Consider the following 16228-nt stretch of genomic DNA (forward strand, 5'->3'; position numbering starts at 1 on the left):
CTCCGAACGAATCAAGGGGTAATTGGCGGCACCACCACCGGTGATAGCCGGTTCCAGGAAAACCACCTCGATGAGCGGGCTTTCCTGCAACGACTCGAAGCCTAGGGAGGGATCGCCAAGCGGTGTTGTTAAAGGTTGTTAAAGCTTGTTGAGCAACCGTTAACAGATGCGTAGAGCCGCGCCACTGGCCAGCTGCAGCGCAAGCATGCAAAATGCTTAACACGCTTAACCGAAGAAGAGTCCCTCGCATGAGCAGCCCCTCCAGTCAGATCGATACAGCCCCCAGCACCTCGCACGAGGCCGCCGCCCTCAGCGACAACTGGCTGGACACGCTGGTCGGCTATGCCTTGCGCCGCGCCCAGTTGAAAGTGTTCCAGCATCTGGTCGGCAACCTCGCCGAGCATGACCTGCGCCCCGCACAATTCACCGCCATGGTGATCATCGAGAACGAGCCCGGCCTGATGCAGGCGGATCTGGCCCGCCAACTGGCCATCGAACCACCGCAACTGGTGCCGCTGCTCAATAAACTGGAAACCCGCGGCCTGGCCCAACGCGTACGCGGCGTACAGGACAAGCGCGCCTACGGCGTGTTCCTCACCAAGGCCGGGCTGGCTCTGCTGGAACAACTCAAGGCCATCGCCGTGGCCAGCGACGAAGCGGCCACCGCCGCCCTGGACGACGACGAACGTGCCCAGTTGCTGCGCCTGTTGCACAAGGTCAACGGTTGAGCCGGACTGTCAGGTTGTAGGGTGGATCGGGGCGCGTAGCTGACGCTTCACCTACGCGGCCCGACCCATCCACCGTTCTGCAATCGCAATGGTGGACAAAAAGAGCGTTGTCCACCCTACGGGAACGACCGGCCGCTTACGCCACATTGTTTCCATTCCTTTGCACATCACGCATCTGCGGATCAAAAGCGCCCGTCAATCCAGAAACGGTAGCGGTGCCCGCGCGGCATCGATCCGGGCAGTTCGCAGCTCGATCTCCGGAAGCAGATAGCTGAAGAAGAACGCCGCACTGTCGAGTTTCTTCTGATACCAGCAATCCTCGGCCAACAGCGGTTGCACCAGCCGTGCCGAGCGAGCCCAGGCGAACGCCAGCAGCGACCAGCCGATCAGATGGAGAAAATCCCCAGCGATCCGGTACGGGTATTCATCGTCGTTCTGGGCATGCGCAAAGATGTCCTTCACCAAGCCCCGAAACCTCACGCACAACGCTTTCAACTGCTCGGCATATTCACCGCCCGCCGCCACTTCCTGCTCGAACACCGCCAGCAACTCATCCAGAGCCGCGCCGCCATCGCCGAGCACCTTGCGCAGCAGCAGGTCGTTGGCCTGAATCTCGTTGCTGCCTTCGTAGATCATGGCGATGCGGCTGTCGCGCAGGGTCTGTTCGATGGCGTACTCACCGATGTAGCCATAGCCACCGAAGACCTGCAACGCTTCGCTGGCAAGGTGAAAACCCTGGTCGGTGAAGAAGGCCTTGATGACCGGCGTCAGCAGGCTAGCCAGACGCTGAGCCTGCTGACGCGCACCCGCGCTGGCGGCGTGCTCGGCCTGATCCAGCAGATGCGCCCCCCAGTAACCGATGACGCGCAGGCCCTGACTGACCGTACGCAGGCGCAGCAGGGCCAGGCGCATGGCCGGGTGATAATGGATCGGGTCGGTGCCAGCGGCGGCCACCCCGGCAGGGCGAGCGGGCGCGCGCATCTGCTGGCGCTGGCGAGCGTATTCGGCGGCGTTCTGCCAGGCCGCCTCGGCATGCCCCAGGCCCTGCAGGCCGACGTGCAGGCGCGCCGAATTCATCATCACGAACAACGCTGCCAAACCATGATTGGGTTCGCCAATCAACCAGCCCTGGGCACCGTCGAAACTCAGCGAGCAGGTGGCGCTGCCCTTGATGCCCAGCTTGTGTTCGATGCCGTCACAGCGCACGGCATTGCGGCGACCGTCATCCAGCAGCTTGGGCACCAGAAACAGCGACACACCACGGCTGCCGCTCGGCGCATTCGGCAAGCGTGCCAGCACCAGATGCAGGATATCGTCGGTCAGGTCGTGCTCGCCGCCGGAGATGAACAGCTTGTTGCCGCTCACACGGTAGCTGCCATCGGGCTGCCCTTCGGCACGGCAGCGCAGCAGACCGACATCGCTGCCGGCCTGGGGCTCGGTCAGGCACATGGTTGGCAGCGCCTGACCGTTGACGATGGATTCCAGGTAGCGCGTCCTGATTCCTTCCGGCGCGTGGGCCTGCAGGCACAGGTAGGCACCATGGGCGATGCCGGTGTACATGGCCCAGGCATGGTTGCTGGCGTAGAGCATTTCCTGCAGCGCCGCGTCGAGCAGTTGCGGCAGGCCCTGGCCGCCATGGGCAGGATCACAGGCCAGCGCTGGCCAGCCGCCCTGCACATAAGCGCGGTAGGCCTCGACGAAACCATCGGGCGTGCTCACTTCGCCGTCTTGCCAGCAACAGCCCTGCCGGTCACCGCTGGCATTCAGCGGCGCCAGCACGCCTGAACTGAAACGCCCGGCCTCCTCCAGCACCTGCAGCGCCAACGGCAGATCGAGGTCAGCGAAAGACGGCAGCTCGGCCCAGGCCGCAGGCGCCTGCAGCCAGTGTTCGAGGACGAATTGCATATCGCGCAGAGGCGCTTGGTAGTGCCACATGATCGGTCTCCCAGCAGGCAGTGAAGGCGTCAGGCGTGATAGCCAGGGTTTTCGATCAGCAGCGCCATGCCCTGGCCGCCACCGATGCAGGCGGCGGCGATGCCGTAGCGCAGATTGCCGTCGCGTAGCTGCCGCGCCAGGGTCATGACCAGGCGCAGGCCGGTGGCCGCCAGTGGATGGCCCAGGGCGATGGCGCCTCCGCGGCGATTGAGACGCCCAGGATCCAGCTCCAGTGTCTGGGCCACGGCCAGCACCTGGGCGCCCTGGGCTTCGTTGATTTCCAGCAGGGCGATGTCGTCCAGTGCCAGGCCGCTGCGCTGCAACAACAGGCGGATCGCCGGCGCCGGGCCGATGCCCATCGCTTCCGGCGCCACACCGACCACGCTGGCGGCCAGCAGCCGGGCCAGCGGCGGTCGTCTGCACGCGGATGCCCGCCCCACCAGCGCGGCGGCGGCGCCATCGACCACCGCGCAACTGTTGCCGGCGGTCTGCACGCCATCGGTGTGGATCGCTGACAAGCGTGCCAATGCCTCGACATCGGTGGGCCGTGGGTGGCTGTCCTGCTCGACGCTCTCGACCCGCCGCGGTAACCGAATGCCGCGATTCCGATAACCCTCCAGCACGAATGTCTCGTTGCCGACGGCGACGATCTCCTCGGCCAGCCAGCCCGTATCGCGGGCCTGCAATGCACGCCGATGGCTGTCCAGCGCATAGGCATCCACCTGCTCGCGGCCGATGCCGTAATCGCGGGCCAGGCGCTCGGCGGTAGCGATCATGTCCAGATCCGGCGCCGGGTCGTGCAGCGCCTCCCAGAGGAAATCCTTGAACGCCACCGGCGCGCCGAGGCGGAAACCGCCGCGATGATCGTAGGCGGCGATGGGGTTACGCGACATGGACTCGGCGCCCACGCACAGTGCCAGTTGCACACCGTCACACAGTTGCGTGCCGGCCTGGCGCAACAGCTCCAGGCCGGTGCCGCAGATGCGCTGCACGGCTAGCGCCGGCACGGTCTGCGGCACACCGCTGTAAAGGCCGATATGCCGCGGCAGCAGGTAGGCATCGAAACTGGCCTGGGCCATGGAGCCGGCCAGCACGCTGTCCACCGCTCGCGAATCGAGGCCGGCGCGCGACAGTACGGCACGCCCGACCTTGATGCCCAGGTCGATGGGCGAGACCTGGGCCAGCGCGCCGTTCAGATCGACCCAGGGGGTGCGCAGCGCATCGATGATCGCCACATCGTCGAAGGCCGTGTACTGGCCGCCGCTCATGGACGTGGCTCGGCACGCAGGATCGATGTGTCTCGGCCGCGGTACAGCGCCTCCACCTGCTCCGCCCGCCACTGCAGCACGGCACGCTGGTTGATCGAGCCCTTGTCGGTGATCTCGCCCCGGTCGATGGACGGCGCCTGCTCCAGCAGGGCGATCCATTCCAGACGCGTGGCATTGCCGGTAGCCGCCTGATTGAGGCGTTGCAGCCAGCCGGCGAACCAGTCGCGCACCGGGGCGCTGGCCAGCACCTGGGCATCGCTGGCCGATGCATCCAGCCCGGCCAGTTGCCGGCACTCGTACAGGCGCGGAAACACCAGCAGGCCCAGGCATTCGCGATCCGGCGCGGTGACCACCACATCCTGCACATAGGGCGCGCCCTCCAGCACCGCGCGGTTGCGCAGCGGGCCGACGCTGACGAACACTCCGGAGGACAGCTTGAAGTCCTCGGCGATACGCCCGTCGAACATCAACCCCAGTTGCGGATCCGCCGGGTCGGCCAGCTTGAGGGCGTCGCCGGAGCAGTAGAAACCATCCTCGTCGAACACCTCTTCGCTCTGCTGCGGCGCACGCCAGTAGCCGGGCATGATGTGCGGCCCGCGAAAACGCCCTTCCAGCTTGCCGGCCACCGGTACCAGACGCACTTCGCAGCCCGGTGCCGGCAGGCCGATGTAGCCGGCCATGGACAGCGGCCCGGTGGTGAAGGTGCAGGACGGCGCGGCTTCGGTCATGCCCAGCCCGGCCATCATGCGGATGCGCTCGCCACAGTGCCGCTCGGCGACCCGGTCGAGGCGATCCCAGACGCTTTGCGACAGCCCGGCAGCGGCGAAGAAGAACAGTTTGATGCGGGCGAAGAAGGTCTCGCGCAACGCGGCGTCCTGCTCCAGGGCGCTGACCAGTTCCTCCCAGCCCTTGGGCACGGTGAGGTAAGCCGTGGGCGAAATCTCGCGCAGATTGCGCAGGGTTTCGGCCATGCCCTGGGCGGTCGGTTTGCCCTGGTCGAGGTAGAAGGTGCCGCCGTTGTACAGCACGATGCCCAGGTTGTGGCTGCCGCCGAAGGTGTGGTTCCAGGGCAGCCAGTCGACCAGTACCGGCGGCTCTTCGCCGAACACCGGGAAGGTCTGCAGGAGCATCTGCTGATTGGCGCAGAGCATGCGCTGGGTGGTGACCACCGCCTTGGGCAGCTTGGTCGAACCAGAGGTGAACAGGAACTTGGCGATGCTGTCCGGCCCGGTGGCGGCGAATGCCGCCTCGGCCTCGGCGCCGCCGGGCTGTTGCAGCAGGCTGGCGAAGTCGATGCGCTGACGTCCGGCGATCTCGCCGCGCACGGAGACCAGCGGCACCTCGGCCGGCAGCACCGCATCGATGGCGCGCTGGAAGGGCGCGGCATCGCTGACGAACAACAGCCCCGGGCGCAGCAGATCGCAGACGTGGCGCAGCTTGGCGAAGTCCTGGGACAGCAACGAGTAGGCCGGCGATACCGGGCAATAGGGAATGCCTGCGTACATGGCGCCAAGAGCGATCTGCAGATGCTCCAGATCGTTGCCGGAGAGGATCGCCAGCGGCCGGTCGGCACTCAGGCCGAAGCCGAGCAAGCCCTGCGCGATGGCGCGTACCCGGCTGAGCATCCGCGCATAGCTGATGCGCTGCCAGTCGCCGCCCTGGTCGCGGACGGCGATAAAGGTCTGTTGCGGGCGCACCTCGGCCCAGTGCAGCAAGCGGTCGAGCAGGCGCTCGGGCAACGGCGCCAGCGGTTCCAGCGAGCGCATATGCAGAACGCCATGATGTTCACTGACCTCCACTGGCGGGCGGCCAATGGTTACCGGGCGATACTGCGGTCTGATATCGGAGTTCACCTTGCGTTTCTCCATCCGGGCGGATCTGTCCGCCGCTGTTGTTCTTGTTCTATCGGTGCGCCGCCGCCCCTCCTTCGAGGAAGGGCGGCAGGCAGGCGCAGAGACTGGATCGGCTGCTGCTAGATCGGATAGTGGCGTGGGCCGTTCTGCAAGGTTACCCAGCGCAACTGGGTGAACTGCTCGATCGCCGACCTGCCGCCAAAGCTGCCGTAGCCACTGGACTTGACCCCACCAAAGGGCATCTGCGCCTCGTCGTGCACGGTCGGCCCGTTGATATGGCAGATACCCGACTCGACGCGCTGGGCCAGGGCCAGTGCGCGAGTGGTATCGCGGCTGAAGATCGCCGCCGACAGGCCGAACTCGGAATCGTTGGCCAGGCGCAGCAGTTCTTCGTCACCATCGCCGCGCAATACCACGGCCACCGGGCCGAAGGACTCCTCGGCGTACAGACGCATGGCCGGGGTCACACCGTCGAGCAGGGTGGCCTGCATGACACTGCCCTCGACCTGGCCACCAGCGACCAGACGTGCACCTTTATCCACTGCATCATCGACCAGCGCCTTGATGCGCTCGCCAGCCGACACATCGACCAGCGAACCCAGTACAGAGCTGCTGTCGGCCGGATCACCGGCATGCAGGGTGGCGATCTTTTCGGCCAGCTTGCCGACGAAGGCGTCGGCCACCCGGCTGTCGACAACCAGGCGTTCGGTGGACATGCAGATCTGCCCCTGGTTGAAGTAGGCGCCGAAGGCCGCAGCTTCGACCGCGGCGTCCAGGTCGGCGTCATCGAGCACCAGCAGCGGTGCCTTGCCGCCGAGTTCCAGCAGTGCCGGCTTGAGGTGGCGTGCCGACAGTTCGCCGACGATACGCCCGACCTTGGTCGAGCCGGTGAAGTTGACCCGTCGCACCGCCGGGTTGGCGATCAGCCGCTCGACGATGGCCGCGGCATCGGCCGGCGCGTTGCTGATGACGTTGACCACGCCATCACCCAGGCCGGCATCCTGCAGCACCTGGCCGATCAGGCGATGTACCGCCGGGCTGAGCTCGGACGCCTTGAGCACCACGGTGTTACCACAGGCCAGCGGCATGGCGATGGCGCGGGTGGCGAGAATCACCGGGGCGTTCCAGGGCGCGATGCCCAGCACCACGCCGCAGGGTTGACGCAGGGCCATGGCGAAACTGCCGGGCACGTCGGAAGGAATCACCTCGCCGTTGATCTGCGTGGTCAGCGACGCAGCCTCGCGCAGCATGTTGGACGCCAGGTGCACGTTGAAACCGTACCAATTGGCCATCGCTCCGGTTTCCCCGGCGGCGGCGATGAACTCACCGGCCCGCGCCTGCATCTGCTCGGCCGCCTTGAGCAGCCGTGTACGCCGCTCGTTGGGCGCCAGCGCGGCCCAGACGGGAAAGGCAGCCTGGGCCGCGGCAACCGCCACATCGGCATCCTCCAGGGTGGCGGCTGCGACCCGCGAGACCAGCTCGCCGGTCACCGGGTTGCGGCGCTCGAAGGTTCGTCCATCACCGGCGGGGCACGATTGGCCGCCGATCAGCAGGGGCACGTCCAGCATGATGATTCCTCATTCTTGTCTTTATCAGGAGCTGTCTTTATCGGGAATACCGTGGCGCTGTCAGCAGCGCCACCTAACGCCAGGCAGAGCGATCAGCGCTTGTAGGCCTGCAGACCGGGCTTGATGCTCTTGTCGTCGAGGAACTGCTTCATGCCCTGCTCGCGGCCGCCCTCTTCGTCGAGCAGGCGCGACTGATCGAGTTTGGCGTACAGATAGTCTTCGTTCTGCTCCCAGGTCAGCTCGCGGCAGCGCTTGAAGCCATGCTTGGCCGCGCGCAGCACCACCGGATTCTTCTCCAGCAGATTGCGCGCCAGCTCCAGGGTGGTTTCACGCAGTTGCGCCAGAGGCACGCTCTCGTTGACCAGCCCCATCTCGGCGGCTTTCTGCCCGCCGAAGGTTTTGCCGGTCATAATGTAGTACAGCGACTGGCGGTGGCCCACGGTGTCGGCCATCGCCTTGCTCACCAGGTTGCCCGGCGGGATGCCCCAGTTGATCTCCGACAGACCGAAGGTGGCTTCGTCGGCGCAGATCGCCAGGTCGCAGGCCACCAGCGGGCTGAAGCCACCGCCGAAGCACCAGCCATTGACCATGGCGATGGTCGGTTTGGCATAGAAACGCAGCAGGCGCCATTGCCATTGCGAGGCCTCGCGGCGGATCTTCTCCTGGAGGATTTCCGGGCCGGCATCCACTTCGCGGAAGTATTCCTTGAGATCCATGCCGGCGGTCCATGACTCGCCAGCACCGGTCAGCACCAGCACGCGGGCCTCGGCATCCTGCTCCAGCACCTCGAGAATCTCGACCATCTCGCGATTGAGGGTCGGGCTCATGGCGTTGCGCTTTTCAGGACGGTTGAGGGTGACCCAGGCGATGCCTTCTTCGACATCGACCTTGACGGTTTGCCAGCGGCCTTCGTACTTGCTCATCGAATTGCTCTCTTGTTGTCTGTTATCGATGAGCAGAAGCTAACCCTGAAAAATAGTTATGTCAATTAACTATTTATCAGAATCATCATTTCTGCTTGATAGGGACAAGGTTCAAAGCTCGATTCGCGCAGCGTTGGGCGCTGATAACCCCGATCAGTACACATGGCCACTGCGCTATAGCGAAAGGCTTACACGACAGTGCGCCGGTTGGCTCTGGTGACAAACTCAGGCAGCGCCGTAATCTAACCCCATTCCTGCAGCACAGGACGTGCTCAGGGTCATGGATGACGTGACCATAGCCAGGATGGCAGCCGACAGGATGTTGGCATTGGTCAATGAAAACCCGCTTCGGCGGGTTTTTTATTGCCTGTGGAAAAGTGCAGCGGCCAGAGGGCCACGCACCTTTCTCTCACGTCACCAGAAAAGCGTCATGCACCACGGCCTTCTGCAAACGCCGATCAGGCTAAGAAGCAGTGCCAGTGTGCGCGTCAGTCTGTCCATCGGCACAGCCTTCTCAGCGGGAAGTCGTCGAAACCACGGGCGCATTGGCAGGCCGCCGACGGCTCATGCCCAGGACCACCAGCGCGGCGATCACCAAACCGGGCGACGCTGCCAACAACACGCCAGCGGTACCCGCTCCTGCGGCAAGAATCTGCCCAGCCGCCAAGGGGCCGGAAACCGAACCCAGGCGGCCTACCGCCACCGCAGCGCCGACACCGGTAGCGCGCACCGAGGTCGGGTAGGTCGGTGGAGCCAACGCATAGAGCACCAGTTGCGCAGCGATGACGAACAGACCAGCCGCAAACCCGGCTACCGCCATGGCCAGCATGCCCGAGGCCAACCCCAGGCCTGCCAGGGATGCCAGCACGCCGCCATAAACGAACAAGACCACGCCTGTACGGCCACGACGATCCAGCAACACCCCGCCAAGCAGCGAGCCGATGGCGCCGCCGATGTTGAACAGCATCTGGATGGTGCCGGCCTGGGACTTGCTGAAGCCCTGTTCGAGCAGCAGAGAAGGCAGCCAGTTGAGCAGCATGTACATCACCGTGAGGGTGAAGAAATAGCTGATCCACAGGGCCAACGTCGCACCTGCGCGGTTTTCGCCAAACAGCGCATGCACGGTGGACTCGCGAACCGGCGCAGCGCTCTGATGCTGTTCGCGGAAATCCCGCGACTCGGGCAGCAGGATCATCAGCAGCGGCGTCACCAGCAACGGCGCCACGCCACCAACGATGAACACCGTCTGCCAGCTTTCACCACCGAGCATGCCCACCACCGCCGCGATGGCACCACCCAGCGGCACACCGCAGTACATGATGCTGATGGCGGTACCGCGGCGACGCTCGTCGACCGCTTCGGCGCACAGCGCGATCAGGTTCGGCAATGCAGCGCCGAGCCCCAGGCCGGTCATGAAACGCGCCAGCAACAGTGCGTTGACGCTACCGACGTAGGCCGTCCACAGCGAGAAGATTCCGAAGATGATCACCGCGCCGATCAGCACCCGCTTGCGGCCGATACGGTCGGCCAGCCAGCCACCGAAGAAGGCGCCGGGCAGCAGGCCGATGATGCTGGCACTGAACATCCAGCCCATCATTTTCTGATCGAGTTCGAAGGCCTGGCGAATCCCGGCGGCGGCGATGCCTGCCGATTGCAGATCCAGCCCCTCGATGAGCGCGACGATAAAACACAGCGTGACGGTCAGCGTCGAGCGACGCGATGGCGTGTCCATGGGTAACCTCGATTTTATTGTTGTTGTCTTCGCTCCCGGCAAAACGGCCGATAACCGCCCGGGACTGTCGGCCGTCTGACGACCTTGGAAAAGATTAACAAAGATAATGAATAACGAAAGTAATCTTTATCAAAGGCGGATTTCGCAAATTATCCGATACGAATCAGCGGCTTACTCTGCCGAAACCATTAACATCAAAAATAATTAATGTTTTTAACGTTCGATTATCGAACAATCTGGATTGACCACTCCTCATTGCCTTTCCATTCTCGCCACGCAGCAGGCAAGCAATCCTGCACCAGCGGCCCCTCCGGGAGCGCTATCGCAACGCGCCAACAACAAGAACAAAAGGACAATGACATGCAGACCCACCGGGTGAACACCGCCACAATTCCCTCTATCAGCCATTGCCGCTACAGCGCCCCCCTGCTGGGACTCCTGCTGGCGCCCTGGGTGCTGGCCGGTAATGCGCTGGCGGAAGGCTTCATCGAGGACAGCACGGCCAAGCTGACCACGCGCAACTACTACATGGATCGGGACTACAAGGATGACGGCGGCAAATCCGCGGCCCGCGAATGGGCCCAGGGTTTCATCCTGAAAATGGAGTCGGGCTACACGCCCGGCGACATCGGCTTCGGGCTGGACGTTACCGGCCTGCTGGGCGTGAAACTGGATTCGTCGCCAGGTCGCAGCGGCACGGAGCTGCTGCCGGTATCGGCCAGCACTGGCCGGGCGGCGGACGAATATTCACGCCTGGCGCCTACCGCGAAGATGCGCGCCGGCAAAACCGTACTGAAGGCCGGCGACCTGTCGCTGTTCCTGCCCTCCGTCGTTGCCAGTCCGGCACGCCTGCTGCCACAGACGTTCCGCGGTGCCCATCTGCAGTCCATGGATATCGACGACCTGACACTGCACGCCGGCTATATCGACCGCATCAACCGCCGCGACTCCACCGACTACCAGGCCATGACCGTCGCCTCGCCGAACCGGCGCTTCGACCCGACAGCGGAAAGTTCGCACATGGTATTTTTCGGGGGCGACTATCAAGTCAGTCAGAGCCTGAAATTGCGCGCCTACCACACTGAAGTCGCCGACCTGTATCGCCAGGAATACCTCGGCCTGCTGCACGAACAGCCTGTGGGCCCCGGCGTGCTGAGCACCGACCTGCGCGCGTTCGACAGCGGCGAGGATGGCAGCGCCAAGGCTGGAAAAGTGGACAACCGCAACCTGGCGGCGCAGTTCGCCTATGCCATCGACGGTCATCGTTTCACCCTCGGTTACATGCACCAGAGCGGCGACAGCGCCAAGCCCTACATTTCCGGCACCGAATCCATGGTGATCAGTGAAATGGCGATGAGCTCGGATTTCGTCAATCCGAAGGAGCGTACCTGGCAGGCGATCTACGATTACGACTTCGCCGCTGCGGGCGTTCCCGGCCTGAAGACTCGCCTGCGCTATTTGCGTGGCGACAATATCGAGCTGGTCGCCCTGGGCGGCAACGACCTCAAGGAACGCGAACTGCAGATGGAAGTGGGTTACGTCATCCAGAGCGGTACGTTCAAGGGGGTGGGCCTGAAGGCGCGGCACTCGATCTACCGCAACGACTTCCCCGCCGCCGCATCGTTTCGCGACGAAAACCAGACCCGCCTGCACATCGACTACACCCTGGCACTCTGGTAACGCTCAACGGAGCGCAGGGTATACCCTGCTCTCCGCATCGAGTCACGCCTGAGCAGGCTTCAACTCACGGGCTTTCTGCGCCGGCAGCAAGGTCAGCAACAGCAACGCGGCGGCAACGAATACCAGGGCGAACCATGTATACAACTGCAGCGGTTCCCAACCGCCATCGAGCATGAAGCCCGCCACGGTCGGCGACAGGATCGCACCGCCGCGACCGATACCAATGGCCCAGCCTACACCCGTGGCGCGCACCGAAGCGCCGTAGATCATCGGTGACAAGGCGTACAAACCCGCCACGCAACCATTGGAGAACAGGCCGATCAGCAGCCCCATGCCCAAAGCAGCGGTGAAGGACGAACCGATACTGGTGAACACCACCAGCAGCACTGCGGTGATCAGCATGAATGCCGCCAGCACACGGGCCAGGGAAAAACGTGCCGAAAGCAGGCCGAGCAATGCCGCACCGAAGATCCCACCAATGCTCAGCAGCACGCCGCCAGTCACGCCCTGTTGCACCGACAGACCGGATGAGGTGAGCAGTTTGGGCGTCCAGCTCATGATGAAGTAGAAGCCGAACATCACCAGAAAGAACAGCAGCCAGATCAGTAGCGTGCTGCGACGCAGATCCGGGTCGAACAGGCGCGCGAAGGTTCCGCCCTTGCTCTGCTCGCCCACGGCCAGTGCAGGCAGCACCGCAAGATCCGGCTGACCCAGCTTGGCTGCCAGGCTATTGACCCTGAGCAGCGCCTTGGCAGGTTGTTTGGACAGCAGGAAATCCAGAGACTCTGGTAGCCACATCAGCACCAGCGGAATGGCCGCGAAGGTCATCAGTCCGCCTGCGAAAAACACCGAACGCCAGCCCCATTGCGACAACAGCCACACCGCCAGCAAGCCGCCGAGGGTCGCCCCCAACGCATAACCGGTGGACTGCAGGCTGACCGCCAGGCCGCGCCAGCGCTTGCACGCGTACTCACTGGCGATCACGTTGCTGCTGGCCAGAATGCCGCCAATACCCAGGCCGGTGAGCCCACGCAGCAATGCCAATTGGGTGGGCGACTGGCTCAGCGCCGAGAGCAGCATGCCCGTACCGGACAGCACCAGACACAGCAGAATCAGCGGGCGCCGGCCAATACGATCCGCCCAGGGCGCGATGAACAGCGACCCGGCCGCCATGCCGAGCAGCCCGGCGCTGAGCAGCAGGCCGATTTCGGCACCGCTGAGGTTCCACTCCGCAGCGACCGACGATGCCGTGAAGGCCATCACCAGCACGTCGAAGCCATCGATCATGTTGAGGACGATGCACACCCCGACGGCGACCCACTGAAAGCCGCGCATCGGCCCCTGATCGACGATATGTCGAAGATCGCTCATCGCATACCTCCCGCATCAGCGAGGGAGAACGCGCGGTCGTGAGGCGCAGTTGCTTGCAACAGGAAGCGGCCTACGGGGGCGACGTCCTGAACGGGAAGAAAGTGGTTCATCAGCGCAAACCCTTGATTGTTTTTATGGGAAACAGCTGAGCCACGCTCGCAGAAATGGATCCAACTCTCAATCCACGAAAATCACCTGAAAAGCCCCTACCGATCCATTCGGATGGAGACAACGCCCGAAAACAGGCGCCGCAGCGCGTATGGCGCGCCTAAATATTACGTTCGCTGATCGGACAGTTTGTTTTGTTAATTATTTTCCCGACCAGTCATTGACAATTGTCTGTTTAAAAATCAACCATTGGATCCAATAACACCAACAATAACAGAGGTCACTCATGTACCCGAAAAATGCCTGGTATGTCGCCTGCACCCCCGACGAAATCGCCGACAAACCTTTGGGCCGGCAGATCTGCGGGGAGAAAATCGTCTTCTATCGCGGCGCCGACCAGCAGGTCGTGGCGCTGGAAGATTTCTGTCCGCACCGCGGCGCGCCCCTGTCTCTCGGCTATGTCGAGAATGGCAACCTGATCTGCGGCTATCACGGCCTGGAGATGGGCTGCGAAGGCAAGACCGTGGCCATGCCCGGCCAGCGCGTGCGAGGCTTTCCAGGCATCCGCCGCTTTACGGCGGTGGAGCGCTATGGCTTTGTCTGGGTGTGGACGGGGGATCAGGAGCTGGCCGATCCGGCCACCATCCACCATCTGGAGTGGGCGGAAAACCCTGAGTGGGCGTACGGCGGCGGACTGTTTCACATCAACTGCGACTACCGCCTGATGATCGACAACCTGATGGATCTGACCCACGAGACCTACGTGCACGCGTCGAGCATCGGCCAGAAGGAGATCGACGAAGCGCCGCCCGTCACCAAGGTGGAAGGCGATGAAGTGATCACCAGCCGCCATATGGAAAACATCATGGCACCGCCCTTCTGGCGTATGGCCCTGCGCGGTAACGGCCTGGCCGACGACGTGCCGGTGGATCGCTGGCAGATCTGCCGCTTCAGCCCACCCAGCCACGTGATGATCGAAGTGGGCGTGGCCCATGCAGGCCATGGCGGCTACGAGGCGCCGGAGAACGTCAAGGCAGCCAGCGTGGTGGTGGATTTCATCACCCCCGAGAGCGACACCTCGATCTGGTACTTCTGGGGCATGGCGCGCAGCTTCAAGCCCGAGGATCAGGCACTCACCGACAGCATTCGCGAAGGCCAGGGCAAGATCTTCAGCGAAGACCTGGAGATGCTCGAGCTGCAGCAGCGCAACCTGCTGTGGCAACCCGAACGGCAGTTGCTCAAGCTCAATATCGACGCCGGCGGCGTGCAGTCACGACGCATCATCGAACGCCTGATCGCCGAAGAACAGGCCGCAGACGCCCAGAAGATCGACGTCCGCCAGGTCGGCTGAACCATCGTCCGCCGTGCTCGCCGCCAGTGCGGCGAGCGGATCGCCTTTTCGTGAGAACACCATCATGATCGACGTTGTCGTCAAAACCATCGAGCAGCAGGCCCAGGACATTCTCAGTTTCGACCTGGCCCGTGAAGATGATGCACCCCTGCCGGCCTTCAGCGCCGGTGCCCATATCGACGTACACCTGCCAGACGGGCTTATTCGCCAGTACTCGCTGTGCAACCACCCGGAAGAGCGCCACCGCTACCAGATCGCCGTGCTGCAGAACGCCGATTCCCGCGGCGGCTCCAGAGCCATGCACGGGCTGCAGCAAGGCGTCAGGCTGAGCATCAGCGAACCCCGCAACCTGTTCCCGCTGCAGCACGACGCCAAGCGCCATCTGCTGATGGCCGGTGGAATCGGCATTACCCCGATCCTCTGCATGGCCGAGCGATTGAGCCATACCGGCGGCGATTTCACACTGCACTACTTCGCCCGCTCGGCGCAGCAGGCGGCGTTCGTCGAACGCTTGCAGCAATCGCCGTTCGCCGACCGCGTGCACCTGCATTTCGATGAAGGCGACCCGAGCAAACGCCCGGATACTGCCGCCCTGATCGGCTCACCCCAGGCCCGGGCGCACCTCTACGTCTGCGGCCCCGGCGGCTTCATGGAGCATGTGCTCGACAGAGCCCGTAACCTGGGATGGGGGGGCGACAACCTGCACCGCGAATACTTCAGCGCTGAAGCGGATGACCAGCCCCAGGAAGGCTTCGAGATTCAGCTGGCCAGCAGCGGCGATGTGCTGCAGGTACCGGAAGGAGTCAGCGTGGTGGAGGTGCTGCGCGGTATCGGCGTGGAGATTCCGGTGTCCTGTGAGCAAGGCATCTGCGGTACCTGCCTGACCCGCGTGCTGGAAGGCGAACCGGATCATCGCGATCTGTTTCTCACCGAGGACGAACAGGCCGCCAACGACCAGTTCACGCCCTGCTGCTCGCGCTCGAAAAGCGCGCGACTGGTGCTCGATATCTGACCTGCTGCGGGTCTTCCGTGGCTGCAAAGTAGCGCAAGCGGCCTTTCGTAGGGTGGACGACGCTTCACCCGTCCACCGCTCTGCAACCGCGATGGTGGATGAAAAGAGCGTCAGCTACGCGCCCCGATCCACCCTACGAGGTGAGCGTCCACTATCGCCTTGACGCTGCCAACAGCAGCTGAAATCAGCCACTGAGCACGCGAGCCATCACCTGAGTTCGCTCGTCGCCTTCGACGACCTCACGTATCACGCTATAGCCCAGTGCCGCGTAGAAGCTCACCGCGGTCAACGAGGCCGGCACCAGCAGTCGCTGAACGCCGGCATCACGCGCCACGCTTTCGACATGCCTCATCAGCGCTTTACCCAAGCCACGCCCCTGTACGACAGGGAGGACGAACACCGACCTCATCACATCACCCGTCAGGCTCGCGGTGGCCACCACCCGCGCCTTATCGAGCAGCACGAACACCTGACGCGAGGCCATGAGCTGACGCACGCCGGCTGCATCGAAATTACTCGCCACCCGCTCGATCACCTCGGGCGGATAATCCTGGGCATTGCCAGGGTCTGCTCCCGCTTCAGCGCAAGCCGCGTTGCCGCGAAAAATCTCGCCAGGCTAGGCGGAGGACGCAGGGAATGGCTGTTCCCTTGCCAAGTCCTCCAACAACGCATGGCGAGATTTCCCGCGCAACCCGCAGG

At 63.8% G+C, this 16228-nt stretch carries 12 protein-coding genes; 4 read left to right on the forward strand and 8 right to left on the reverse strand.

The annotated features are described in order from the left end of the window. Positions 1–248 precede the first annotated feature (248 nt). A complete protein-coding gene (locus DNK10_RS04230; RefSeq protein ID WP_131178032.1) occupies positions 249–728 on the forward strand; it encodes a MarR family winged helix-turn-helix transcriptional regulator in 480 nt (159 codons plus the stop codon). Between the two features lie 195 nt (positions 729–923). Here the strand turns inward: DNK10_RS04230 and DNK10_RS04235 are convergent, their stop codons facing one another. From DNK10_RS04235 to mhpT, 6 genes are all read right to left on the reverse strand, one after another. Beyond that, a complete protein-coding gene (locus DNK10_RS04235) occupies positions 924–2663 on the reverse strand; it encodes an acyl-CoA dehydrogenase family protein (RefSeq protein ID WP_131190675.1) in 1740 nt (579 codons plus the stop codon). Positions 2664–2692: 29 nt separating this feature from the next. Beyond that, the gene (locus tag DNK10_RS04240; protein WP_131190676.1) at positions 2693–3931 is read right to left on the reverse strand and encodes a thiolase family protein; all 1239 of its coding nucleotides are present in this window, start codon (positions 3929–3931) and stop codon (positions 2693–2695) included. Further along, positions 3928–5799, reverse strand: coding sequence for a feruloyl-CoA synthase (locus DNK10_RS04245; protein ID WP_131190677.1), 1872 nt, complete (start codon positions 5797–5799; stop codon positions 3928–3930). The genes DNK10_RS04240 and DNK10_RS04245 overlap by 4 nt, the downstream gene beginning before the upstream one ends. Before the next feature lie 104 nt (positions 5800–5903). Continuing rightward, positions 5904–7352, reverse strand: a complete 1449-nt coding sequence (locus DNK10_RS04250) for an aldehyde dehydrogenase (protein WP_131190678.1) — start codon at positions 7350–7352, stop codon at positions 5904–5906. A gap of 92 nt (positions 7353–7444) precedes the next feature. Further along, complete coding sequence (locus DNK10_RS04255; protein WP_042556760.1) at positions 7445–8275, reverse strand: p-hydroxycinnamoyl CoA hydratase/lyase; 831 nt, start codon at positions 8273–8275, stop codon at positions 7445–7447. Between the two features lie 514 nt (positions 8276–8789). Then, entirely contained in the window at positions 8790–10007 is a 1218-nt protein-coding gene (gene mhpT / locus DNK10_RS04260) for a 3-(3-hydroxy-phenyl)propionate transporter MhpT (RefSeq protein WP_131190679.1), read from the reverse strand. 360 nt (positions 10008–10367) lie between these two features. On the opposite strand from mhpT, the gene DNK10_RS04265 reads away from it, so the two are divergent. Continuing rightward, on the forward strand, positions 10368–11687 hold the full coding sequence (locus DNK10_RS04265; RefSeq protein ID WP_131190680.1) for an OprD family porin: 1320 nt from the start codon (positions 10368–10370) through the stop codon (positions 11685–11687). Between the two features lie 42 nt (positions 11688–11729). Here DNK10_RS04265 and DNK10_RS04270 read toward each other — a convergent pair whose 3' ends face one another. Next, positions 11730–13058 (reverse strand): MFS transporter, encoded by a 1329-nt coding sequence (locus tag DNK10_RS04270; RefSeq protein WP_131190681.1) that lies wholly within the window; start codon positions 13056–13058, stop codon positions 11730–11732. A gap of 394 nt (positions 13059–13452) precedes the next feature. Between DNK10_RS04270 and DNK10_RS04275 the strand changes: the two genes are divergently transcribed. Both DNK10_RS04275 and DNK10_RS04280 read left to right on the forward strand, forming a co-directional pair. Then, positions 13453–14517 carry an aromatic ring-hydroxylating dioxygenase subunit alpha gene (locus DNK10_RS04275; protein WP_131190682.1) on the forward strand — a complete coding sequence of 355 codons (1065 nt, stop codon included), beginning with the start codon at positions 13453–13455 and terminating at the stop codon, positions 14515–14517. Positions 14518–14581: 64 nt separating this feature from the next. Next, positions 14582–15529 (forward strand): PDR/VanB family oxidoreductase, encoded by a 948-nt coding sequence (locus DNK10_RS04280; RefSeq protein ID WP_131190683.1) that lies wholly within the window; start codon positions 14582–14584, stop codon positions 15527–15529. A gap of 184 nt (positions 15530–15713) precedes the next feature. Here DNK10_RS04280 and DNK10_RS04285 read toward each other — a convergent pair whose 3' ends face one another. Continuing rightward, on the reverse strand, positions 15714–16136 hold the full coding sequence (locus tag DNK10_RS04285) for a GNAT family N-acetyltransferase (protein ID WP_131190684.1): 423 nt from the start codon (positions 16134–16136) through the stop codon (positions 15714–15716). Positions 16137–16228 lie beyond the last annotated feature (92 nt).

Source organism: Phytopseudomonas daroniae (genome assembly GCF_004327275.1).
Taxonomy (GTDB): domain Bacteria; phylum Pseudomonadota; class Gammaproteobacteria; order Pseudomonadales; family Pseudomonadaceae; genus Aquipseudomonas; species Aquipseudomonas daroniae.

Excerpts from the sequence above, each read along its gene's own strand:
- DNK10_RS04240 (WP_131190676.1), bottom strand. The coding sequence starts at position 3,931 with ATGAGCGGCGGCCAGTACACGGCCTTCGACGATGTGGCGATCATCGAT.
- DNK10_RS04255 (WP_042556760.1), bottom strand. The coding sequence starts at position 8,275 with ATGAGCAAGTACGAAGGCCGCTGGCAAACCGTCAAGGTCGATGTCGAA.
- DNK10_RS04235 (WP_131190675.1), bottom strand. The coding sequence starts at position 2,663 with ATGTGGCACTACCAAGCGCCTCTGCGCGATATGCAATTCGTCCTCGAA.
- DNK10_RS04280 (WP_131190683.1), top strand. The coding sequence starts at position 14,582 with ATGATCGACGTTGTCGTCAAAACCATCGAGCAGCAGGCCCAGGACATT.
- DNK10_RS04230 (WP_131178032.1), top strand. The coding sequence starts at position 249 with ATGAGCAGCCCCTCCAGTCAGATCGATACAGCCCCCAGCACCTCGCAC.
- DNK10_RS04245 (WP_131190677.1), bottom strand. The coding sequence starts at position 5,799 with ATGGAGAAACGCAAGGTGAACTCCGATATCAGACCGCAGTATCGCCCG.
- mhpT (WP_131190679.1), bottom strand. The coding sequence starts at position 10,007 with ATGGACACGCCATCGCGTCGCTCGACGCTGACCGTCACGCTGTGTTTT.
- DNK10_RS04265 (WP_131190680.1), top strand. The coding sequence starts at position 10,368 with ATGCAGACCCACCGGGTGAACACCGCCACAATTCCCTCTATCAGCCAT.
- DNK10_RS04270 (WP_131190681.1), bottom strand. The coding sequence starts at position 13,058 with ATGAGCGATCTTCGACATATCGTCGATCAGGGGCCGATGCGCGGCTTT.
- DNK10_RS04275 (WP_131190682.1), top strand. The coding sequence starts at position 13,453 with ATGTACCCGAAAAATGCCTGGTATGTCGCCTGCACCCCCGACGAAATC.
- DNK10_RS04250 (WP_131190678.1), bottom strand. The coding sequence starts at position 7,352 with ATGCTGGACGTGCCCCTGCTGATCGGCGGCCAATCGTGCCCCGCCGGT.